Annotated in this window: 19 protein-coding genes; 10 read left to right on the top strand and 9 right to left on the bottom strand. The window is 62.6% G+C overall.

All coding sequences use genetic code 11. From position 1 onward, the window contains the following. Position 1: 1 nt before the first annotated feature. Positions 2–253 carry a phosphoribosylformylglycinamidine synthase subunit PurS gene (gene purS / locus ACIPV6_RS11280; protein WP_011773385.1) on the bottom strand — a complete coding sequence of 84 codons (252 nt, stop codon included), beginning with the start codon at positions 251–253 and terminating at the stop codon, positions 2–4. 283 nt (positions 254–536) lie between these two features. On the opposite strand from purS, the gene ACIPV6_RS11275 reads away from it, so the two are divergent. After that, positions 537–743: a hypothetical protein gene (locus ACIPV6_RS11275; RefSeq protein ID WP_397326440.1), complete on the top strand. Its 207-nt coding sequence runs from the start codon at positions 537–539 to the stop codon at positions 741–743. A 113-nt stretch (positions 744–856) separates the two neighbouring features. After that, positions 857–1147, top strand: coding sequence for a DUF1540 domain-containing protein (locus tag ACIPV6_RS11270; RefSeq protein WP_400270962.1), 291 nt, complete (start codon positions 857–859; stop codon positions 1145–1147). Positions 1148–1204: 57 nt separating this feature from the next. On the opposite strand, the gene ACIPV6_RS11265 is transcribed toward ACIPV6_RS11270, so the two are convergent. Beyond that, on the bottom strand, positions 1205–2152 hold the full coding sequence (locus ACIPV6_RS11265; RefSeq protein WP_400270961.1) for a manganese catalase family protein: 948 nt from the start codon (positions 2150–2152) through the stop codon (positions 1205–1207). Positions 2153–2271: 119 nt separating this feature from the next. Beyond that, the gene (locus ACIPV6_RS11260; protein ID WP_400270960.1) at positions 2272–3210 is read right to left on the bottom strand and encodes an NAD(P)-dependent oxidoreductase; all 939 of its coding nucleotides are present in this window, start codon (positions 3208–3210) and stop codon (positions 2272–2274) included. Between the two features lie 152 nt (positions 3211–3362). Here ACIPV6_RS11260 and ACIPV6_RS11255 point away from each other — a divergent pair, with 152 nt between their 5' ends. Together ACIPV6_RS11255 and ACIPV6_RS11250 are read left to right on the top strand one after the other, a co-directional pair. Further along, positions 3363–6344 (top strand): exo-alpha-sialidase, encoded by a 2982-nt coding sequence (locus tag ACIPV6_RS11255; protein ID WP_400270959.1) that lies wholly within the window; start codon positions 3363–3365, stop codon positions 6342–6344. Positions 6345–6972: 628 nt separating this feature from the next. After that, complete coding sequence (locus tag ACIPV6_RS11250) at positions 6973–10086, top strand: S8 family serine peptidase (protein ID WP_400271091.1); 3114 nt, start codon at positions 6973–6975, stop codon at positions 10084–10086. Positions 10087–10148: 62 nt separating this feature from the next. Here ACIPV6_RS11250 and galU read toward each other — a convergent pair whose 3' ends face one another. From galU to ACIPV6_RS11225, 5 genes are read right to left on the bottom strand one after another with little or no spacing between them, the layout of a single operon-like run. After that, positions 10149–11096, bottom strand: a complete 948-nt coding sequence (gene galU / locus ACIPV6_RS11245) for a UTP--glucose-1-phosphate uridylyltransferase GalU (protein ID WP_400270958.1) — start codon at positions 11094–11096, stop codon at positions 10149–10151. Beyond that, positions 11089–11970 (bottom strand): hypothetical protein, encoded by an 882-nt coding sequence (locus tag ACIPV6_RS11240; protein WP_400270957.1) that lies wholly within the window; start codon positions 11968–11970, stop codon positions 11089–11091. Before ACIPV6_RS11240 ends, galU begins: the two co-directional genes overlap by 8 nt. Next, a complete protein-coding gene (locus tag ACIPV6_RS11235; RefSeq protein WP_400270956.1) occupies positions 11942–12931 on the bottom strand; it encodes an LLM class flavin-dependent oxidoreductase in 990 nt (329 codons plus the stop codon). Before ACIPV6_RS11235 ends, ACIPV6_RS11240 begins: the two co-directional genes overlap by 29 nt. After that, a complete protein-coding gene (locus ACIPV6_RS11230) occupies positions 12928–13449 on the bottom strand; it encodes a hypothetical protein (RefSeq protein ID WP_400270955.1) in 522 nt (173 codons plus the stop codon). Before ACIPV6_RS11230 ends, ACIPV6_RS11235 begins: the two co-directional genes overlap by 4 nt. Before the next feature lies 1 nt (position 13450). Then, a complete protein-coding gene (locus tag ACIPV6_RS11225; protein WP_400270954.1) occupies positions 13451–14311 on the bottom strand; it encodes an alpha/beta hydrolase in 861 nt (286 codons plus the stop codon). Positions 14312–14513: 202 nt separating this feature from the next. Here ACIPV6_RS11225 and ACIPV6_RS11220 point away from each other — a divergent pair, with 202 nt between their 5' ends. The 5 genes from ACIPV6_RS11220 to ACIPV6_RS11200 all read left to right on the top strand — a co-directional run bounded on the left by ACIPV6_RS11220 (position 14514) and on the right by ACIPV6_RS11200 (position 20677). Next, positions 14514–15203 (top strand): hypothetical protein, encoded by a 690-nt coding sequence (locus ACIPV6_RS11220; protein ID WP_400270953.1) that lies wholly within the window; start codon positions 14514–14516, stop codon positions 15201–15203. Positions 15204–15284: 81 nt separating this feature from the next. Next, positions 15285–16466, top strand: a complete 1182-nt coding sequence (gene wecB, locus ACIPV6_RS11215) for a non-hydrolyzing UDP-N-acetylglucosamine 2-epimerase (RefSeq protein ID WP_400270952.1) — start codon at positions 15285–15287, stop codon at positions 16464–16466. Between the two features lie 58 nt (positions 16467–16524). Further along, positions 16525–17799, top strand: a complete 1275-nt coding sequence (locus ACIPV6_RS11210; RefSeq protein ID WP_400270951.1) for an FG-GAP repeat domain-containing protein — start codon at positions 16525–16527, stop codon at positions 17797–17799. Further along, positions 17796–19493 (top strand): FAD-dependent oxidoreductase, encoded by a 1698-nt coding sequence (locus tag ACIPV6_RS11205; protein WP_400270950.1) that lies wholly within the window; start codon positions 17796–17798, stop codon positions 19491–19493. The genes ACIPV6_RS11210 and ACIPV6_RS11205 overlap by 4 nt, the downstream gene beginning before the upstream one ends. Further along, positions 19490–20677: an acyltransferase family protein gene (locus ACIPV6_RS11200; protein WP_400270949.1), complete on the top strand. Its 1188-nt coding sequence runs from the start codon at positions 19490–19492 to the stop codon at positions 20675–20677. Before ACIPV6_RS11205 ends, ACIPV6_RS11200 begins: the two co-directional genes overlap by 4 nt. Before the next feature lie 91 nt (positions 20678–20768). Here the strand turns inward: ACIPV6_RS11200 and ACIPV6_RS11195 are convergent, their stop codons facing one another. Further along, entirely contained in the window at positions 20769–21650 is an 882-nt protein-coding gene (locus ACIPV6_RS11195) for a helix-turn-helix transcriptional regulator (protein WP_400270948.1), read from the bottom strand. Between the two features lie 326 nt (positions 21651–21976). Between ACIPV6_RS11195 and ACIPV6_RS11190 the strand changes: the two genes are divergently transcribed. Continuing rightward, entirely contained in the window at positions 21977–23365 is a 1389-nt protein-coding gene (locus ACIPV6_RS11190; protein ID WP_400271090.1) for an MFS transporter, read from the top strand. The last annotated feature ends 32 nt before the right edge of the window (positions 23366–23397 follow it).

Below are 23397 nucleotides of genomic sequence, written 5' to 3'. Positions count from 1 at the left end.
CTCAGGCCTCGACGACCTCGACGTTGACAACATCTTCGATCACGGGGTTGGAGAGCAGCGTCTCAGCAGCCTCGCGGGCCTGTGCCAGGATGGCGTCGGTAACCTCGCCGTCAACCGTCAGTTCGAAGCGCTTGCCCTGGCGGACTGCGCTGAAGCTGTTGAAGCCGAGGCGGGGCAGTGCACCCACGATGGCCTTCCCCTGGGGGTCCAGAATCTCGGGCTTGGGCATGACGTCAACGACGATCCGGGGCATCCGGTAACTCCTGTGCGTGAGTTGGGTGAACCTTTAAATAAGGCTGCCGCGGAGGATGCCGTCTCACGCCGTTCAGCCGCGTTCGAACTATGTCCCGAAAACGGTGTCCTGAAACGGTGTGGGGGCGCTCCGCGAGCTTGCACGTCTATCCTACCGGGAGGAGCGCACATACCCTATTCAGCGCGTTTGCGCGAGGAGCCCCCGCCGTTTCGGGGGAAATTCCCTGCGATCAGGGCCCGACGGCGGTATGGCAGCAGGTGCGTGGCGTCACTAGGATTGCGGCATGGCTGAGAAACCGAAGTCGATGGTGCTGGGCGTGATGGCCGTAGCTGTTTTTGCCGGGCTGGGGCGCATGGTCGTCCAGAAAATCCGGGCAGACAGGGCTGCCCGCGAGCAGCGGTTGGTGGCTCCCCTGGACAAGGAAACGTTGGAGAAGATCAGCCGCGCGGTCAGGACTCCTGGCCAGTTCCTGCGGACTCCGGGCAAATGAACGGATTAGGGAACGTACAAATGCGCTAATCAACCGGGTTAAACCTCGGAAATCCGGCGTAGTTTGGGTAGTACACCCGGGGTTCAGCCCCTTGGCCCAAACCAGGAGGAACAATGACCGAACATGTTGCCGAAGTATCCGCCTGCAGCGTTGGAACGTGCGGGTTCAACCACAACGGTTGTACCGCGTTTGGAATCACCATCGGCGGTACCCAGGACCACGCATCCTGCGCCACGTTCATCGACACCACCACCATGGGCGGACTGCCCAAGGTCCTTGCGCACGTTGGTGCCTGCCAGCGTTCGGAGTGCGTCCACAACAACAACTTGATGTGCGAAGCCCACGATGTGAAGGTTGGCCCCGGCGCCGATTCCGCCGACTGCCTCACCTACGAGCACGCCTGATACCTATCAGCGAAAGCGGGCACGTCCTTGCCGGACGTGCCCGCTTTTTGCGTGCTCCTACTTGGCTTCCTTGGGGCTGTTCGCGTCCTTGAGTTCCTGCTCCGCAGTGGCTTGGATCAGGGCGAGGAGTTCGGGATCCAGTCCGGGTGCGAATTCTTCCTTGCGTTCCGGTGAGATGGTGATGGGGCTCCCCTTGGGCATAGTGTCCGTGGACAATTCCGTTCCGTCGTTGGAGGGTGAGGCTCCGCGGAAGAGCTTGCCCGCCTCGCTGAGGTTGTCGGCGCTGAAGGTGTACTGAATGCTCTGCAGGCCCTTGTCCAGGAGCTTTTTCACCTCCGGGAACTGCTCGGCGTTGGTTTTGGGGATCGGCAGGACCTTGCCCCAATTGACGCCCAGGCTTTCCAAAGCCTTCGCGTAAGCATTTTCGTGGGCTTGGTCGCGGACGATCAGGTACGCGATGGTGGATCGGGCTGTTTTGTTGTCTGTCATTTCATAGATGCGGCACTTCTGCAGCCTGCCGGTCGATTCGAGCATCAGGTTGTAGAGGAGGTCCAGGACGAGGTTGCCACTGTTGTAGACATAGGAGCCGCTCCAAGGATTGCCGGCGGCGTCTACGGGGAGTGCGCCTTGGGCGCCCACGAGGTAGTGGTGGATGTTGCTGGTGTCCAAGGCGATATTAAGGGGAGTGGCCCCGCCTGCTCCGGGCTCGTCTACCGGATCGTTTTTCTTGCCTTGATAGCGCGGTGACCCATCCAGGAGTTGGGAGATGGTGGTCCCGATCAACTCCACATGGCTGATCTCCTCTGTGCCGATGCCCTGGAGGAGGTCCTTGTACGGCTTCGATGCGGCGTCGCCGCGGAAGTTCATGCTCTGGAACAGGTACTGCATCATGGTGCGCATTTCACCGAATTGCCCACCGAGCCCTTCCTGCAGGGCGTTTGCTGCGGCGGGATCCGGCTCGTCCGCTGCGATTTCGTTGATGAGAAGCTGGGTATGCAGGTACATTGCGATTCCTCACGTTGATACATGCTTTGGAGTGGAAACCCTCTGCTGGCCACCCCGGGTCCGCTAACCATAAGCATGCTTACTAATCGTGGGCAAGGGGTACTGCATCCCCTTGTGGCTTAGCCCGCTACTTGGTTGGTCAGTTCCCGGCCTTCCCTGAGGGCGGCCAGGTTGGACAGCACCAATGCGGAGGAGCCCTTGGGCCGGTTTCCTGCAACGTGCGGGGTGATGATCAGGTTGGGCGCCGACCATAGCTCCGAATCCGCAGGCAGGGGCTCAACCTTGGTGACGTCCAGCGCTGCGGCGCGAAGGCTGCCGTCACGAAGGGCCGCCAGCAGGGCGTCCTCGTCCACGGTCGCGCCGCGGCCTACGTTGACGAATATGGCTGTATCCGGAAGGGCCGCGAGCACCTCGGCATTGAGGGAGCTTTCGGTCTCCGGAGTCGCCGGCAGGATGGAGACCAGCACGTCGGTGGTCTTCAGCGCCTCGGCTAGCTCGGAGGTGGCGACCACCGGGAACCCGTACCGCTCGCCGGCGGAATTCGCGACGCCGGTGACCTTGGCGCCCAGCGCGGCCAGCAGGGGTGCGAGCCGGCCTGCGATGGAGCCGAACCCCCAAATGGTGACCTTGGCGCCGTCGAGCGTGTAGAGCTGCCCGGTATCCGGCGACGACTGGGCCACGTTGTAGTCGCGGTTCCAGGTGGAAGCTTTTTGGGACTCGGCCAGCATGTCCAGGCGCCGGACGGCTGCCAGGATCAAGGCCAGGGCGTGCTCGGCCACGGGGCCGTCGTGGAGCGAGCGGCCGGAGGTAATCGCAACGTTCTCTGCGAAGCCTGCGGCGAGGACGGAGTCGGGTCCCGCGGCGAGTGTTTGGACGAGCTTGAGGTTTCCGAGCCGCTGCGCCGCGTCGCTGAGGTTCGCGGCGGTGTTCTGCCAGGCCACCAGGACCTCGGCGTCCGTGTGTTCGTCAGGAATCGTCTGGTCAACCCGGTAGGTGGCGACGGTATCCCCAGATGCGCTCAGGTCCAGGGCGATGGTGTGGGGGATGAGGATTTTCACTGCGCAGCTCCGTTACTGAGGGTTTGCCGGTATGTACTCGACGTTAGTGCTTGGACGCTCGCCAGCGCATTCCGCTGATTGATCTCTGGCAATGTGACGATCGACACTCTATGGTTGTAGGACGTTCGACGTGGCACGTAACACCAATCGTCATGTTGGATCGATCCCGCCGTTTCGAAAGGACACTGGATTTGAGATCCCCCGCACTCCCGTTTGCACGTTTATCCGTCGTAAGTGCCTTGGCCGTGGGCCTGGTGGCCGGTTTGGGCTTGCCCGCCAATGCCGCCCCCATCCCGGCCAACGACCCCACCTTCGCCCCGGGCAGCTTCAGCGAAACCAACCTCGCCGCCGATCGCACGGCGGCCAACTTCTTCTACCGCATCCCCGCACTCACCTACCTGGCCAACAATGTGGTCCTCGCTGCGTGGGACGGCCGGCCCGGTTCGGCAGCGGACGCCCCCAACCCCAACTCGATCGTGCAGCGCCGCAGCACCGACGGCGGTGTAACGTGGGGCCCCGTTCAGGTCATTGCCGCCGGACATGTTGGCGATGCCAGCGGTCCGAAGTACGGCTACAGCGACCCGTCCTACGTCTACGACGCCGAGGCCAACAAAGTCTTCGCCTTCTTCGTGTACTCGAAGGACCAGGGATTCGGCGGAAGCCAGTTCGGCAACGACGATGCTGACAGGAATGTCATCTCCTCCGCCGTCATTGAGTCCTCGGACGGAGGCGTTACGTGGAGCCAGCCGAGGCTCATCACCAACGTCGCCAAGCCCGGCTCCAGCAAGACCAGCCCCGTGGCCGGGGATGTCCGTTCCAATTTCGCTTCCTCAGGCGAGGGCATCCAACTCAAGTACGGGCAGTACAAAGGCCGGCTCATCCAGCAATTCGCGGGTGACGTACGCCAGGCGGATGGGACCAACAAGATCCAGGCCTACAGCGTCTACTCCGACGATCACGGGGTGACCTGGAAGAAGGGCAGCAACGTTGGCGACCGGATGGACGAGAACAAGACCGTGGAGCTCTCCGACGGCCGTGTCCTGCTGAACTCGCGCGACAACGCCAACCAGGGCTACCGGAAGGTGGCCATCTCGATGGATGGCGGGGCTACATACGGTCCCGTCACCCAGGACACGGAGCTGCCCGACCCTGCCAACAACGGCTCCATCTCACGGATGTTCCCCAACGCCGCCCAGGGCTCGGCTGACGCGAAGAAGCTCATCTTCACCAACGCCAACTCCAAGACCGGCCGCGAGAACGTCTCGGCCCGGGTCTCCTGCGACGACGGCGCCACATGGCCTGGCGTACGCACCATCCGTTCAGGTTTCTCGGCCTACTCCACGGTGAGCCGCCTGGCCGACGGAAAGTTCGGCGTGCTCTACGAGGGCAATTACACGGACAACATGCCTTTCGCCACGTTCGATGACGCGTGGTTGAACTACGCCTGCGCACCGCTTTCTGTTCCCGCCGTCACCACTGCTCCAAGCGCCACCCAGCAGGTTCCCGTGACCGTGACCAACCAGGAAGCCACCACCCTGTCCGGTGGCACTGTCACTGTTTACACGCCGTCGGGATGGTCGGCCACCACCGTTTCCGTGCCCGCGGTTGCTCCCGGAGCGTCGTTAACCGTGAATGTCGCCCTCACCGCGCCGGCCAACGCCAGTGGGCCGCAGAGCCTGAACGCGGCATTCACGACGGCGGATGGCCGGGTTTCGCAGTACACCTTCACCGCCACGGTGCCCGTGGCCCCGCAGGTGGGACTCACCATCACGGGGTCCGCCCCTTCCCGCGACGTCGTGGCCAGCCCGTACCAGGCCGGCGAGACCTTGGCATACACGTTGACGGTCAAGAGCACGGCCAATGTCACCGCCAACGCGGTGCCTGTGTCCGGGACTTTTGACTCCGGCTTCCTGCCGCCAACAGCTCCCAACTGCCGGTACAACAACCTCGCCGCCGGAGCCAGCTACACCTGCACCACGGCCAAGCACGTCATTACTGCGGCCGATATCGAGCGGGGCTACTTCGTTCCCGAAGCCAGCTTCAGCATCACCTCAAGCACGACGCCGTCACTCACCAAGACCGTGCCGTTCACCGGCGCCGCGGTGGCCTTGCGCGACGGGCTGCTGGCAGCCGACATCAGCGGGGCGCGTGCCGACGTCGGGCGTGACCTCGCCACCCAGCCGTACGCGGCAGGCGACCTGGTCCCTTACACGTTCACCGTGAAGAACACGAGTGCGCTCGGGGAGAAGGTGGTGCCCACCGCCGGTAACTTCAGTCCATTCCTGCCGGAGGGGGCGGGCAACTGCCGGTACTCGTCGTTGCCTGCGGGGCAGAGCTACCAGTGCGCTACTCCACGCCACACAGTGACGGCGGCGGAGGCCGGGCAGGGGTTCTTTGTCCCCGTTACGTCGTGGGAGGTCAGCGCTGCCGGGCAGTCCACCAAGACCTACCAGATCAACGGTGGCGAAGTTGACCTGAAGGTCCGCGACGCTGCGCTTTCGGCGACCGTCGCAGCGGAGTGGTCTGACTCGGACGGGGACCGCTTTGCCAGCGCAGGCGACCCCGTGACCTACACCTACACGGTGGGCAACGCCGGGAACGTGGCCGTGACCGGGGTGGAAGCTTCGGCGGCCGGGATTTCGGTTGCTTCGTTGGCGGCAGGTGAGACGGTGACGGAAACCCGTGAGCATGTGCTGACGGCTGCCGACGTGGCCGCCGGATCGCTTGCTGCAGTGTCGTTCGAGGCGACGGCACACAACGGTGCCAAGGGCGTTGCTGTGACTGCGGAAGGCGACACCTTGGCCTTGAAGGTCCAGCCTGAGCAGCCGTCGGTGGAACCGCGACTGACCGTCCAGGACTTCGATGGCCAAACGCCGCCGTTCGATCTCGGTACGGAGTTCAAGTACCGCACAGGCCAGAAGGTGGTTTTGAAGGGCTTGGAATACGGGCAGTGGTACTACGTGTATCTCAATAAGAACAGCTACCGTCTGGGCTGGATTTTCCCAACAACGGATAACACCGTGGAATTCATTCTTCCTTCGGATGTGAAGAACGGGCGGGACGATGTTGTGGTGCTGGACAGGGACGGTAAGCAGGTCTCCTTTGATCGGCTGCACGTAACGCCGAAGGGCTGAACCCGCTGTGAAGGGGGTCGTCGGTGTCTGCACCGGCGGCCTCCCTTTACGCTGCCCGAAAACTGTCGCACGCTCACATAGACTCGGGGTAGCGGGCAAGAGCCTGCTGCATCGTTAAAGAACTAAAGATCCGATGGCAGTCGGATCTTCGTTCAGAGCGATGCGCTCAATTGGTGCGGTATGAGGGCATACACCTCAATCCCTACGAATTGAGTGTATGTCCCTTGGCGATGGGGGTGCAAGCACTCCCCGCTGCCGCACCCTTTTCCCTGGGAGGGGGTGCCGCAATGACTCGACAGCGGAAACGCCGCGAGCCTTGGGGACGCCTGAACCTGCTGGTCAATCTCAGCCGCCTTGTGGTTGAACTTTGTTCGTCACATGGCTTGCTGCTCGGCGTGTGACAAGACAAATTTCCCGAAATGTGCTGTATGTCATAATTCCCCGTCGCTATGTACTCTGTGACTCGGCTGGTTGCGTATTTTTGACAGGACCTGTCAAAAACGCAACCATCTCCAGTTGACAGGTCCGGGCGAAGGCGCCGGGTCCTCCCCAGTGAAAGGTGCAGTCACTCGTGAAATCACAAGGAAAGAGCTTCGTCAGAAGCGGGGGGCTTCGGAAGGCAGCGGCCTTGGCCGTGGGCGTTCCGTTGCTGCTCTCTTCAGTGGCGTTGCCGGCCCAGGCGGCTCTATCAGCGGAGAACGCGCCAGGGAATGTTGCGTCGGTAGCCAAGAAGAACCTTGACCCCAGCGCTTATAAGGACGGCCGCTACATGGTGGTCCTGGCAGAGAAGCCGGCAGCCACTTACGACGGCGGCACTGCGGGGCTTGCGCCAACCAAGCCGGAGGAGGGCAAGAAGCTCGACGCGGACAGCGCCCCGGTCAAGCAGTACCAATCACACCTTCAGCAGAAGCAAAAGGAAGTGGCGCAGCAGGAAAACGTCACCATCCAGCGTGAATTCACCACCGCTGTCAACGGCTTCAGCGCCAACCTGACGGCGGACCAGGCCATCAACCTGGCGAAGGACCCCAAAGTGCTGCTGGTCTCCCCGGACACGCAGTACGCGCCGGACTACTCGACCACTGATTTCCTGAAGCTCAGCGGCGCCAACGGAACCTGGAAGACCCAATACGGCGGCGTGGACAACGCAGGCAAGGGCACCGTTGTTGGGGTCATCGATACCGGCTACACCCCGTCCAACCCGTTCTTCGCTGGTGAACCCGTGGGCCCGCTGGTGGGCAACCCCCAGGTAGGCGTTCCGTACCGCACCGGTGACGGTAAGATCGCCATGCTGAAGGCCGACGGCGACACCTTCGTTGGCGAATGCCAGGCAGGAACAGGCACCGGCGCCGACTACGACGGAAGCGCCTGCAACTCCAAGGTCCTCAGCACCCACTACTTCGCGGACGCCTTCCTTGAGACCGTTCCGCCGGAAAACCGTGCTCCCGAAGAAGTCATCTCGCCCGTGGACGTCGACAGCCACGGCACCCACACCGCAAGCACCGCGGCGGGCAATGCCAACGTGGAAGCAACCGTGGACGGCCGCAGCTTCGGCACCACCAGCGGCATTGCACCGGCCGCGAAGCTCTCCATCTACAAGGTCTGCTGGGAAGACACGGATCCCGCTACCGGCGGCTGCTATGGATCGGCGTCCATTGACGCGATCGAGCAGGCCATCCTGGACGGTGTGGACGTGCTGAACTACTCCATCTCCGGTTCCACCACCTCCACCACGGACCCGGTTTCCCTGGCCTTCCTGTCCGCGGCTTCCGCCGGCATCTTTGTGGCAACCTCCGCCGGTAACTCCGGTCCCACCGCCAGCACCGTGAACCACGGAGCTCCATGGCTGACCACTGTTGCCGCAACCTCGTTCTCCCAGGAATTGCAGGGAACGGTCGAATTCTCCGATGGCAGCAAGTTCCGCGGAGCGAGCATCATGAACAAAGAGGTGAGCGGGGCCGGCGTCGTGCTTTCCACCAACGCCGCAAGCGGCAACGGCAACGCGGCCCTCTGCGCTCCGGATTCGCTTGATCCGGCCAAGGTGACCGGCAAGGTGGTTGTTTGCGACCGCGGCGTTGTTGACCGCACCGCCAAGAGCGCGGAAGTACAGCGCGCCGGTGGCGTGGGCATGATCCTGGTGAACCTGACCGACTCCTCGCTGGACACGGACAAGCACGTTATTCCCACCGTCCACGTGAACCCGCCGGCAACCCAGGCCATCAAGGACAAGGTCACGGCCAACCCGGCCATTACCGTCTCCCTGCGCAACCGCGACACCACCGGCCTGCCGCTCGAAGCCCAGCCGCAGATCGCCGGATTCTCCTCGCGCGGACCGCTGCTTGCCACCGACTCCGACCTCCTGAAGCCGGACGTTTCCGCGCCCGGCGTTGCCATCCTCGCGGGTGTTTCACCGATCGGAACCGGCGGCGACAACTTCGGCTTCCTGTCCGGAACGTCCATGGCTTCGCCGCACGTGGCAGGCTTCGGCGCGTTGATCCTGTCCAAGAACCCCACCTGGTCGCCCGCCACGGTGAAGTCGGCCATGATGACCACGGCCGGCCAGGTCAAGCTCGCCAATGGCGCCCCGAACAAGGACGTCTTCGCCACCGGTGCCGGGCAGGTTGATCCCGCCAAGGTGCTGTCCCCGGGACTGGTGTACGACAACACCACCGAGGACTACCTCAAGTTCGTCCAGGGCACCGGCATGGACCTGGGCATCCCGGGCCTGGGCACCACGGCCGCCCGCGACGTCAACGTGCCATCGTTCGCGCTGGGCAACCTCGCAGGCAAGATCGAGGTCACCCGAACGTTGACGGCCCTGACGCCGGGCCTCTACCGCGCGTCAGTCAACGTTCCCGGTGTGGACGTCAAGGTCACCCCGTCCGTGCTCAACTTCAGCCGTGCCGGTGAGAAACGGACGTTCAAGGTGCAGTTCGAGAACAAGAACGCCGCACTGGGCAAGTTCGCCATGGGATCGCTGAGCTGGCAAGGTGCCAACAAGACCGTCACTTCGCCGATCGCTGTCCGTCCGCAGTCCGTGATCGCGGATAAGGCACTGACCTTCACGGGAACCGGCCGCAACGGTTCGGGAACCATCAACATCACTTCCGGAACCAACCTTCCGGTGGGCGTCACCGTTGACGGACTGTCCAAGGCCGATTCCTCCGCTGTTGAACTGGTTCCCGGCCCCTTCGCCGGCGAAACCAACGCCTCCAACTTCGTGAAGAAGGTGACCGTGGGTGCGGGCAGTGCCCTTGCCAAGTTCTCGGTGATCTCCTCCGACCAGGCTGCTGACTTCGACATGCTGGTCCTCACGCCCTCCGGCCAGCAGCTGCCGGCCGCAACGGCCTCGGCCAGCGAGTCGCTGTCGGTGCCGAACCCGGCCCCGGGCGACTACTACGTCTTCGCCAACCTCTACGCGAGCCCCAACAACCAGCCAACCAAGGCCTCCGTCGATGCCGCGGTCCTGGGGGCCAACGAAGGCAACGCCTCGGTGACGCCGAATCCCATCAAGCTGGCCAACGGCAAGAAGGGCACCATCTCCCTGAACTGGAAGAACCTGGCGCCGGGCTCGTACATCGGCCGGCTGACGTTCGCGGGAACCAGCGAGCCGAGCTTCGTCACGGTAGTGGTGAGCCCGGGCGGAACCGCTGTTGTTCCGGACAACGAGGATCCGAAGAAGGACAAGAAGAACCGCGGCAAGATCCGTGGTGACGAACAGACCCAGGAGAACAACGCCGGCTAACTCCGGACTCCTGACGAACAGCAGTGGCCGGTGGGAAATCCCACCGGCCACTGCTGTTCTGTCTAAGCATCTGCTGGTTCTTGAACCGATAGCGGATTTTCTGTGGCAAGGCTGTCGGGTCGGACAACATCGCTGGGGCTGCCAAGATGTCCGGAGAGCCACTCGCGCAATCCGGGAGCAGTGTCTTCCCGTTCCAAGGCGACAGTCATCACGGCCTTGAGATAGCTCAGTTTGTCGCCCGTATCGAAGCGCCGCCCCCGGAAGACGACGCCGTAAACGCCGGAGCCCGGGCCTTCGGACACGGCCAGCGCCTGCAGGGCATCCGTCAACTGGATTTCTCCGCCCCGGCCGGGAGGGGTCTGCTCAAGGACGCCAAACACCCTGGGGTGCAGGACGTAGCGTCCGATGATGGCAAGGTTGGACGGCGCGGACCTGGGGTCAGGTTTTTCGACAAGACCACGGATCCGAACTGCTCCGTCCTCTTCGACAGAGGCGACATCGGCGCACCCATAGGAGCTGATGAGCTGCGGTTCCACCTCCATCAATGCCACCACCGAGCTGCCGGTACGTTCCTGGACGCGTGCCATCTCTTCGAGGATGCCGTCGCGTTCGTCGATGAGGTCATCCCCGAGCAGCACAGCGAATGGTTCATTTCCGACGTGTGCTCGGGCGCGCAGGACGGCATGTCCAAGACCTTTCGGATCACCTTGGCGCAGGTAGTGCAGGTCCGCCAGCGACGACGGTCCCTGGACGGCTGCCAGTTTTGCGTCGTCTCCCTTTGCCATAAGGGTTTGCTCAAGGAAGGGCTCCCGGTCGAAATGATCCTCCAAGGCCCTCTTGTTGCGGCCGGTGACCATCACGACGTCGGTCAAGCCTGCCCGCACAGCTTCTTCCACGACGTACTGGATGGCGGGCTTGTCCACGACGGGAAGCATTTCCTTGGGCATCGCTTTGGTGGCTGGCAGGAAGCGGGTTCCGAGTCCGGCCGCGGGGATGACTGCTTTACGCATGGGAGTCCTTTGCTTTGTGGTCGATTCCGTCGACGAAGTCCGCCGGGGAGTAATCAGGCATGTCCTCAATTCCCCTTGAGGGGTTCCAGTGGTGGAAAATTGCGCACGGAAACGCATCTGCCAGGGCATTGCGGGATACCCGGCCTACGGAGTCCACGACTACGACGTCGCGGAACTGCGCGAACACGGCCCCGGCGAGGCTGCCGAGGCGCTGCGGAAGTGCCGACGGAACAACCAGCAGATCTGCTTCGGTCTCGCGAAGATGCTGCCTCAGACAGTTTCCTGACAGTGATTCGAGGTGGTCAATCAGGTCGACCGTCCCGCCCGCGGCCAGAACCGCCCAGACATCGATCATGGACCCTGGCTGCACCAGGCTGGTGGTACCAAGCACTGTCCGGGTTGAGAGATTAAACCTCTTTCCAACACTTTCAAGGACGTCGCTGAACTCCCGTAGGTCCATGGTGGTGCGGCCGGGGCCGGTGCCGCCGAACAGCCATACGGCGGATGAAAAAGGCAATGCCTGTCCAGAGACTCCGGCAGCCTTGAGGTAGTCCCCGTCCGGGTGCATGAAGCCGGTTGCCTGGCCAAGTATTGTGCGGGCAGGCAGTGGCTCCCTTGTGTTTGGCTGGAGCGGAAACCCACCAGCTCCGAGGGTCCAAAGCGCCGCGGATTCCACTATGGTTTCCGGACCCGGGACCGCTTCAAAAGCCACGAGATCACCGGCCCGTACACCTTTGAGCTGCATGGCCAAGGCGCGTGTGTTGATCTGTCGGTCCACGGCCGCATACGGGAAGTCGTGGCACTTCCACCGGAGTGCAACCTTGCCGGGGTTGTTCCGGGCCGTCTCATGAATGGCTGAAACGAGGGGATGCACTCCCGGCCCCTTCCTGTGCAGCTACGGCCTTGCGGCCGCCAGAGGATGACCGCGCTAAGGCATGGGCGATAAGCCGGTTTGAGTTGATCCGGTCCTCGAGCCGGGGCGCGGGCGTGCTGATCATCAGTTCGCCGACGCCCAGTTCATCGGCCAAGGTTGTGAGCTGGCGGGCCACGTGTTCAGCGGCACCGACAATGAGCCGATTCTCATTGTTTTCAGCTCGGCGGAGTTCTTCGGCGGACCAGTCCAGGCGAGCGGTGCCCAACGGGAAGGGCGCGTCCATCCCCAGATCCTTCCGCGCCCGCCACAACCGTACCGCGTCTGCCAACTCCTGTGCCTCGGCTTCGCTTTCAGCTGCAATCACCCTCACCGCGAGGATGGCCTCCGGTTGCTTCCGGGTGGCCCCGGGCTGGAAATTCTCCCGGTAATGCATGAACGCCGTCCGGCCGCTTGTGCTGTTGAGGAAATGGGCATGGGCGTACCCGGCCCCGGTAACGGCTGCCAAGGGGGCTGAACCTGTGCCTGCTCCCAGCAGCCAGATGTCGAGGTCGTCCCGTCCGCTGCTTCCGGGCATCAGGCCGAGCCGCGCATGCAGTTCGATGATTTTCTCGTTGAAGGAGCCCGTACCGCCACTGCCTGCCCGGCCGACACCGAGGTTCACCCGGCCTGGGTGGAGGGCTGCAAGGATTTCGAAGGCCTCTGCGACTTGCCAGGGCTCGTGCAGGCCCAGCAGGACCCCGCCTGAGCCGACAGTGATCCCTGCTGTGGCTTCAAGAACCGCCATGGCCATGAGGGATGGTGTGGTGCCGGCGAAACCGGGAGACTCATGGTGTTCTGCGAGCCAGAAGCGGTGATAGCCGTCTTCCTCGGCTGCGCGGGCCAAGGCGAGGGTTTCACGGAGAGCCTCGGCCTTGGTTTTGCCTTGGGCGACCGGTGACTGGTCCAGGACGGATATCTTCATCGCGTCGAGGTGGTGGTGCCGGGCTTGGAGGACGGAACGATGGTGAAATCGGCCAGGAAGACGAGGTTGTGGATCTCGGCCGAGGCTATGGCTCGGAGGATTGGCAGCTGCTGTGCGGCCTGTTCAGGGGTAAAGACGTTAAGTGGCCATTCCTTCACTGTTCCACCTCGCAGATGGGGGTGGTGGAAACCTCGTCCGTAGTAGGCATGGATGGTGATGGGGGGTATGCCGGCAGCCCGTTGTTCCGCCCATCCCAGCGTCCAGGAGCAGATCAGGCCGGTGTCCGGTGCTCTGCCGATGCCCGACGATTCCACCATTCCCTGCCCCAACATAAGTACGTCATTGACCTCATTGAGGGCTTGGCGTGCGTAGGGGTCCAGTAGGTCGACAGCGGAGCGGAAAAGTGCCTCCTTGTCGTGGCGGCTCACGGCCTCTCCGTGGGTTCCGTCACGGAGGTCGGCGAAGTGCCGCAGCAGGGCTTCGGTGTAGGCGGTGTCCGGGCTGGTGGAGGTGCTCAATTCATGCTCCTTGTGTTGTAGGGGTTTGGCTGCTGTAGGGACCTAAGCGCTCTTGTATCCAGCGGTGGAGCGGGTTTTCCGGTGAGTTGTCCAGGAAGTGTCCGTGGGCGACGCCGGGACTGACTTCCAGATCGACGGTCACCGAACTTTGGGCCAGCCTTTCTGCGAACTGCTCGACGTCGTCCCGCACCGGGTCGGCGGCACCGACTATGAGTGAGACCGGACAGAGGCCGGTGAGGTTGGGAGCATGGAGCGGCGAAAGGTACAGCCGTTCGCGCAGGTCAGTTGGGGAACCGGCATACTCTTCCCATGCGTCAAGCAGCAGCGTTCGGGGCGGGAAGGACCTGCTGTGCCGATAGGAAGGCGCACTGCATTCGGGGTCCAGCGGTGGATAGGCCAGGATCTGGCCGTGCAGTGGCAGTCCGTTGTCGCGAAACCAAAGGGCAACACCCGCCGCCAACGTACCGCCGGCACTGTCCCCGCCCACCAGGACCGGATGATGGTACGTCTGTTGCGCCCACAGAGTGGCTGCTGCGATGTCCATTACTGCCGTGGGGTGCAGCCAGCGAGGTGCCAGCCGGTAGCCCACGCTGATGATCCGTGTAGTGCCCAGGGAAGCCAAAGAGGTGCACGCTGGATGCCAACCTTCGATAGATCCGCGGGTCCAACTGCCCCCGTGCGCCCAGACAAGTGTTACGGACGGCTGGTCCGCGGGTTCATAAACACGCAATCGGATGTCTGCACCGTCCGCCCCCTGCACGAAGATGTCCGACCACTGCCCAACCATGTCCGACCGCGGCGCCAGGGGCCGTTTTTCGCGGAAACGCGGGGTCCCGGGCAGCGCAGAAGTATCTGAAGTCATGCTTTCATCCTTCATGCCGGGAAGGATTCGCGCCTGTCCCTGCTTTGCCTATCACTGACAGGGGGTGGATAACTTTGCGTTGCACTGCCAATACTTGCTCCAGTGGAACAGTGTTGTGGCCTTGCGGAGGTTTCGCAGCGTTCCACTTCTTTGTGCCGATCCGTAAGCGCGCAGAGATTGAACGATGACCTTGGGGGTAATTGTGGGAACTGTCCCATTGGAAGAATTGTCTTTCAGCAGCGGCTTGGCTAAAGCCGTCGTGCTGCGTGATGTGCAGCAGCACGACGTTACGGGACCTGTCGTCGTGGTGAACCTGGCTGGGAGCGACGCGTTCGTTGGTCAAGGACAGCCATCGGCACTGCCGGCCTTTAGCTCTACGATCCTCCACGGCGGCTCCGTAACAGGGGCCCTTCTGGCCCTGCTTTCCGTGGAATTGTTCCAGGAGGGGGAACAGATCGCCCGGAACCTCGGGTGGGACGACTTCTATGGCGCCGGACCCGGCCGGCCGGTCCTGCTGCGCTCGGCGCAGGACACCCTGGGTACCGTGCAGCTTGAACCGTCGACCGTCCTCCACCAGCCCGGGTTGCCGCCGGGGGAGAGAGTCTTTACCGTAAAGGCCAATCTATGGTTCAGCCCCGCCGGTACAGACTGCGGTATCCACAACCAGCACGACTTCATTGAGATCCACACGCAGATTTTCGGCTTTGGCCGCATGCAGAAATTCAGCTCGCTGGACCACGGCTCCCTTTATGAGGACCAGCTGTTGAGCCCGGGCAACACCAACCCTGTTCCGTTTTGTCTGGAACAAGACGGTGCCTTCTCGTATCCATGGCACCAGTACAGGGCCGACACCGACTGTATCTGGCTCGCGCTGGAGTACCACCCCAGCTAACGCTCCGTTCCATCCACCGGCAAAGACCGGTGTGCCGGCGACAACCGGCAGGTCCGCCATGCCCATTTCAGGAGAGCAGCTATGAAAACCATTGGAATTATCTTCGGTACCCGACCCGAAGCAGTGAAATTCGCGCCTATCATCCACGCCCTGATCAAGGATTCACGGTTTCGGCCGGTCCTGATCTCCACGGGCCAGCACCGCGAAATGCTGGACAGCACGCTGGAGGAATTCGGCATCACTCCCGATGTTGAACTGCGCATTATGAAGGACCAGCAGACCCTGTCCCAGGTAACCCACCGGATCCTTGAAGGTCTCTGCTCGGGAGACCACGTGGACGGCCTCGACGCAGTGATGGTCCATGGCGACACCGCGACCACCCTTGCCGGTGCCTTGGCCGCGCTGCATCGCTCAGTGCCCATCATTCACGTGGAGGCAGGGCTCAGGAGTGGTAACAATTACTCGCCGTTCCCCGAAGAAGTAAACCGGAAGCTTGTAGCGCAGATCGCGGCGTTGCATCTGGCGCCTACGCCGGGCAACAGTGCCAACCTGATCCGTGAAGGCGTTCGCGAACACTCGATCGTCATCACGGGGAACACCATTGTTGATTCCCTGCAATGGGGGATGAACAACCTTCGCGGGTACGGAGAACCGTCCTTGACCGACCTCGACGACGACCCCCGCAAGGTGATTCTTTCCACCACCCACCGGCGCGAAAGCCACGGCAGGCCAATGCGGGAGATCGCAGCTGCCTTGGCGGACATTGCCCGGCGTCGTCGGGATGTGCGGATCGTGGTTCCGCTGCATTTGAATCCGAAAGTCCGGGAAACCATGGTTCCCGTCCTGAGTGGGATTTCCAATGTGGACATGGTGGATCCGCTTCCGTACCTGAGCTTCTGCAGGCTGCTGCAGCGCAGCGACCTGATCCTTTCGGACAGCTCGGGAGCCGAAGAAGAAGGCCCTGCCCTTGGCAAGCCAACGCTTGTCCTGCGCGAAATCACCGAGCGCAGCGAATCCATCCTCACGGGAAGCTCGCGACTGGTCAGCCGGAACCGAGGCCAGATCGTCCAGGAAGTGGAACGCCTGCTCGATGATCCCAATGCCTACATGGAGATGGCGACCGCCATCAATCCCTATGGGGACGGCAGAGCCACCGAACGGACCATTGCCGCCGTCGCGCATTATTTCAAGTTGGGTCCGGCGGCCATGCCGTTCGTTCCCGGCGCGGATTTTGTGCCGGCACCGACACGAACTGCGGCATGACGAGGATGCCTTTGGGCCTTCCTCCAGCACCCCGCACACTCACACGAAAGGTAGCCTCATGACTTCAACGGCACTGCCAAAGACCACACCCGCTCTGGACGTCAGCGAACCTGCATTCGGAACGCAGACAGTGACGGATTTCCTTCGCGACGGATACTGGCTGGAAGCGGCTGATATCGACGGCGACGGGAAACCCGACTTGGTGGGCTACGGCCTCAAAGTCGGCGAAATCTACTGGTACAAGAACCCCACCTGGGAAAAGAAGCTCGTGCTGGACAAGATCAAAGAACCAGTCGGCATGGACTTTGGCGACATCACCGGTGACGGGACGACCGACCTCGTGGTTTGCTACCAGCTTTATGGCCCGGGGGGGACTATTCACCACGCCGACCCCGAGGGCGGAAAGATCGACTGGCTGGAGAACCCCGGTAATCCTTCTGAGGCGAAGGAGAACTGGAAGCGCCATTACGTCGGCCGTGCCATCGGCATGCACCGGCTTCGGGTAGGGCACTTCACCCGGACGGACAAGATCCAGATCATCGGCTTCCCGATCGTCGCAGTCGAGGACGTCCACGCGGTCCTGCCCGTCGTGCTTTTCACGCCCACCGATGACCCCCGCGCTGAATGGGACAAAGAGATCATCAGCGACTCGGACTTCCGGATGATCCACGGGGTTGCCAAGAAGGGTGGCTTGATTCCCGGCTCACCGCTGGACTCGATCCTCATGGCCTCCGATGAAGGTGTCACGTGGCTCTACTACGAACAGGACAAGGGTGCATGGTCCTGGGAGCACATCGGCGACGGCGAGGAAAACCAGTTTGAGCAGACCACCTTCAAGGGCAGCGGTGATGTGGATGGCGGACGGATCGGCGACGATCCCCTCGCCTACGTCGCCGCAATCGAACCTTTCCACGGCAACACAGTCGCCGTCTACGTGCGGAGTGGGGGCGACGCGGAGGCGGCTGGCTGGACCCGGCACCTGCTGGACATCTACGGGGACCCGAACGAGAACGGCGAGGGCCCCGGCCACACCGTCATGTGCCGCGATTTCGACGGCGACGGTGACGACGAATTCCTGATCGGGCTCCGCGGCCCCAACCCTTGGCAGGGCGCGTACTACTACAAAACCGTAGACCTGGCCAAAGGCCTGTTCCTGAAGTGGAAAGTCTCCGGAGAGTCAATCGCCCGGATTGTTGCCGGGGACTTTGACGGCAACGGCGCCGAAGACTTCGCCACCATCTCCTATTCGGTACAGCACTACTTCGTCGCCCCGAAGGCCGAAATTACGCTGCACCCCAACAACACAGTTCAACGGGGAGGAACCCGGCAATGACCACCACCGAAAAGAAGGGGATGGGCAGGCGGTTCTTCATGACCGGGTCTGCCGGGACCATCGCGGCAGCCTCCCTGGCAGCACTCGGGACTGCCACAGCCCCGCAAGCCCATGCCGATGCCGGTCCCGCGGGAGTGCCGGATGGTTCCGTCATCAAGTCCGGGGACTCCCGCTATGCGGACCTCATGACCGGCAACAACCAGCGATTTGTCTCCAACCCCGATTATGTCAGGCTGATCACCAGCACCAAGGACGCCGAGGACGCGGTACGCGAAGCAGTCCGCACGGGCAAGAAGGTCTCGGTAAGGAGCGGCGGGCACTGCTTCGCTGATTTCGTTTGCAATCCCTCCATCCAGGTAATCCTTGATGTGTCGCCGATGAACGCGGTGTACTACGACAAGAAGATGGGCGCTTTTGCGGTGGAACCCGGTGCCCGTCTCATGAACGTCTATGAAACGCTGTACAAGAATTGGGGAGTCACCGTTCCCGGCGGGATCTGCTACAGCGTCGGTGCCGGAGGACATATAGCCGGCGGCGGTTACGGTCTCTTGTCACGCTCCCACGGCTTGGTGGTGGACCACCTTTATGCCGTTGAGGTGGTGACAGTCGATGCCCGCCGCAAGGTACGGACCGTCACCGCAACCCGCGACGACAAGGGGGAGCTGGGTGATCTGTGGTGGGCGCACACCGGCGGTGGCGGCGGCAACTGGGGAGTTGTTACCAAGTACTGGTTCCGGTCTCCGGGCACCCGTGACAAGACCCCGTCGGGGCAGCTGGTCAAGGCGCCTTCGACGGTTCTGGTCAGCGCAATCTCCATTCCCTGGGATCAGCTGGATGAAACCTCTTTCCGCCGGTTGATTACCAATTTCGGCACTTGGCACGAGACGTACCGCCAGCCCGGAACCCCGGAGTCACACCTCAGCAGCCTCTTCAATGTCAGCTCCAAGGCACACGGAAGCCTGGGCATGTTCACGCAAATCGATGCAGCTGCTCCGGATGCCAAGGGTGTAATGGAACGCTACGTGAAGGCGATCCTTGAGGGCGTATCGGTGACTCCGGAGCCGTTGGAGAAGCCCAACGGCGAAATCCCGGCAATGCCGGGCTTCTTCAAGACCCGGGAAATCCCCTGGCTGCAGGCTACCCGCCTGGTGGGTACCGACAACCCGGTGATTACCAATCCCACGAGCCGTGGGGCACACAAATCGGCATACCTGAACCGAAAGTTCACCGATGACCAGATTGCAGTGCTCTACCGGCAGATGAGCAGGCCGGACTTCACCAACCCGAACACCATGCTGGTGCTGTTCTCTTTCGGCGGCCAGGTCAACGCCGTCGCCTCCGATGCCACGGCGAACGCCCAACGCCAGTCGGCGTTCAAATTCTGCCTGCAGACGTTCTGGTCGGAGGCGGGAGACGATGACTTCTATCTGGGCTGGGAACGCGAAACGTACGAGGGCATGTTCCAGGCTACGGGCGGCGTACCAGTTCCCGGCGATCAGCTGGATGGCTGCTATATCAACTATCCTGACGTCGATGTTGCCTCCACTGGCCACAACAGCTCCGGCGTTGGTTGGCAGACGCTGTACTTCAAGGGCAATTACCCCCGGCTCCAGCGGGCAAAGGCCAGCTGGGATCCAACCAACTATTTCACCCACAGCCTGGGCATTGAGCTTCCCGCAGGACGGGCATCATGACCGCAACCGTACCCGAAGCGACCACCGCACGCCCGCGGCTTAGCAAACTGCCGTCCCTGACCGGGTTGCGGTTTTTTGCCGCCCTGTTGGTGTTCTTCTTCCACATCACCCTGTCCAACTCACCCATACCGCCCAACGATCCCATCAACCCGTTCGCGGACAGCGATCTCGGATCAACCCTGGAATGGCTCGTCAGCAAAGCCGGATACGTGGGGGTTTCGTTTTTCTTTGTCCTCAGCGGTTTCCTGTTGGCCTGGGCGTCAAAGCCGGGCGAGCCAAAGCGGCAATTCTGGCGGCGCCGTTTGCTGAAGATCTTCCCCAATCACCTTGTGATGTGGGTGTTGTCGATGGTCCTGTTCGCAGCCGCGATCAACCCTCCCCTCGGATGGCTCAGCAACCTCTTCCTGGTGAATTCGTTCATTCCTGATGCCTCCGTGTACGTGGCGGTGAACCCGCCGTCTTGGACCCTGAACAGCGAGTTGCTGTTTTACATGCTGTTCCCTGTCCTGATGGTCCCCATCCGGAAGATTCCCGGGAACCGCCTGTGGGCCTGGGCGTGGGCAAGCGTGGCCGCGATGATCGCCGTGCAGCTGGTCACCACGTATCTGATTCCCGCTACGCCGGTATCGGCACTGACTCCGGTGTCAGAGGCACAGTTCTGGTTCGGGTACATCTTCCCGCCCGCGAGGCTGTTCGAGTTCATCCTGGGGTCCATCCTTGCCCGGATAGTCCTTTCCGGCCGCTGGATTCCGTTGAAGGTGTGGCACGCCCTGGTTCTCTGCCTGGCCGGCTACGTCGTTGCGATGATGGTTCCGTTTGTCTATTCCTTCAACGTGGCCACCATCGTTCCGGTGGCAGCGATCATCTGCACGGTAGCAACCCGCGACATTGAGGGCCGCACCGGCTTCCTCGGTTCAAAACCCATGGTCTGGTTGGGCAATGTGTCCTTCGGTTTCTACCTGTGCCAGGGCGTGGTGATCTTCTACGGTCGGATACTTCTGGGCGACCAACTGTACCCGACGCCGGTCGCATTGCTGGTGGTGGCGGGATTCTTCCTGGCCACGCTCCTCGCTGGCTGGGCACTGTACGCCCTCGTGGAGAAGCCGGTCATGGACCGGTGGGCGCGCCCTCGGCCAAAGCAGGTGGCGCCTGAGCGATCCCAGGCTCCGGCTCCCGTCGCTTAGGGGCGGCGGACAACCCCGGAACGATAAGAAGGCCCGATCCCTCGGTGGTTTTGAGGGATCGGGCCTTCTGTTGCGTGTCAGGTCGGCGGCATCACTTGGCCGGAATGCGCTTGGCCTCATTGGCCGCAGCGGCCTCGCATGAGGTCAGCAGCTGCAGGGCCTCCGCAGCAGGCGTGCCGGGATCCGCGGTGTACATGAGGAGGCGGTGTCCCGATTCATCAGGCGGGGTCAGCACCTCGAAGTTGAGCTCGATATCGCCCACCTCGGGGTGGTGCATGTATTTCAGCCCGGACATGCAGTTTTCCACGGGATGCCGCGCCCACAGATTGGCGAACTCTTCACTGTTCATGGTCAATTCGCCAACCAATGAAGCGAGCTCCGGATCGTCGGTCGCGCGACCGGCCACCAGTCGGAGCGATGATACGGCGCGGGTGGCCTCTTCCTGCCACCGCGTGTACAGCTCCCGGGTGTGGCGGTCGAGGAACAATAACCGCGTCATGTTGGGCCGCGTGGACGGCGTTTCCGGCGAGGCGAAATCCAGGTGGCCGGCCACGAGCCTGTGGCCGATCCGGTTCCAAGCCAGGACCTCGCTGCGGCGTCCAAGGACGACGGCGGGCGTCGTAGCCATCGACTGGATGAGGCGGAGTGTGCCAGGCCGGACCTTATCCGGCTTGGTCAGGGTCCGCCTTTTGGTTGTTCCCGGACGTGCAAGGTTGAAAAGGTGTGCACGCTCGTCGGTGTTCAGGTTCAGTGCCCGGGCAATGGCGTCGATCACGGCCTCGGATGCATTGTTGCTGAGTCCCTGCTCCAGCCGCGTGTAGTAGGTGTTGCTGACGCCGGCCAGCATGGCCAGCTCTTCCCTGCGCAGTCCCGGAACACGGCGGATGCCGTAGTTCAGCAGTCCAACGTCCTCTGGCTGTAAGGCAGCTCTTCGGACGCGAAGGAACTCCCCAAGTTCACTTAGATTACTCATGGGCCCCATTCTGCCGGTCTTCTGCAGCCATGTCCTGTCCCTGTCAGTAACACCCTCATGCGGCGTCCCGCAGGTTCTTGTGACAAGACAAAGCCCGGAAATTAAAGTACTGGGCGCCCTGCCTGTCCCTGCCAGGGGTAGGCAGAAGGGGGTGTGGTTGATCCTGTCAGCTTGGATGAACGTGGAGTTGTGAAGATGCCGCCAGCGGGCGGCAGTAACTCCAAGAGAAGGAACTCTCCATGACAACTCAACCGGATGTCAGCACGGAACCCGGTGTTCCGCCCTTGAGTGAGGGAGCCCAGGCGCCGGCCCGTGCTCCTGAACGAATGAACGGGCGTCAAAGGCTGGCGCTCATTGTCCTGCTCGCGGCGAGCTTCACCCTTGCAGTCGACTTCTCCATCCTCAACGTTGCCCTCCCGGCCATCGGTGCCGACGTCGGCTTCAGCCTCGAGAACCTGCAGTGGATCGCGACGGCGTTCGCGCTGTGCGCCGCGGGTTTGACGCTCCTGTTTGGCCGCGTCGCTGACATTGCCGGCCGTCGAAGGATGTTCATCATCGGTATGGCGTTGCTGGGTGTAGCCTCGCTGGCCGGTGGCCTGGCCGCGGATCCCGCACTGCTGCTCATCGCCCGCGTTGGCCAAGGCATTGCGACAGCCATTGTGGTTCCGGCGGCGCTGTCCCTGCTGCTTGCTTCCTTCCCGGAGGGTCCGCTGCGTGACAAGGCCCTGGGGCTGAATGGTTCCCTGATGGCCGCTGGATTCACTACCGGGGCCATCCTGGGCGGGCTCCTGACGGACCTGCTCAGCTGGCGCTGGGCCTTCTTCATCAACGTTCCCGTCGCCGTCGCGGTTCTTATCATCGCCCCGATCGTCCTCGGCGAGGGCAAACCGGCCACGAAGCTCAAGCTCGATGTTCCGGGCGCGGTCACGGTGACCCTGGGCCTTCTGGCACTTGTTTTCGGCCTCACGAACGCCGCTGAACATTCCTGGGCCGATCCCCTGACGTTGGCTTCGCTGGCCGCAGCCGTGGTGCTGTTCGTGGCCTTCGTTGCAGTTGAACGCCGGGCAGCGTCACCGTTGGTACCGCTGGAGATCCTGAAGCGCTCCACGGTCGCGTGGGGAAACATCGCGGGCATCCTCGCGTTCGTCACGGAGACATCCCTGGTCTTCCTGCTCACGCTGTACCTGCAGCAGGTTCTCGGCTACACGCCGCTGGGTGCAGGCCTGGCCTTCGCAGTTCTCGGCCTCGGAACGGTACTGGGTGGTGTCCTTGGTCCAAAGGTCATTGGCCGGATCGGCAACAAGAAGGCCATCGTGTACGGATTCATCGTCCAGGCCATCGCCACCGGTGCCCTTGTCCTGCTCAGCGCACACCCCGCGTCGATTGCCCTGCTGCTGGTCGCCACGTTCGTGGGTGGCGTGGCCAACCTCGTGGTCATCGTCGGTTTCATGGTCACCGCAACCTCCGGCCTGCCTGATGCAGAGCAAGGCCTTGCCACCGGGCTGGCAACCATGAGCCAGCAGATCGGCATCACCATGGGTATTCCGATCATGAGCGCCATCTTCACGGCACAGATCCTTGCGATCGGCAACAATGCCGCCCCTGCCGTGCTCAGCGGTGTCACCACGGCGATTTGGGTGAATGCGGGTCTGTGCGTGGCCACGGCCGTAGTAGTGGCAGTGTTCCTCCGGAAGCCCGCCCAGGCCACCAACTGACGCTGGTCCTCCCACACCGCAGGGGCTCTGCA

Source organism: Paenarthrobacter sp. NPDC089988 (assembly GCF_044748465.1).
Taxonomy (GTDB): domain Bacteria; phylum Actinomycetota; class Actinomycetes; order Actinomycetales; family Micrococcaceae; genus Arthrobacter.
The sequence above is the reverse complement of the archived record's forward strand: the minus strand, read 5'-3'. Positions and strand labels throughout refer to the sequence as shown.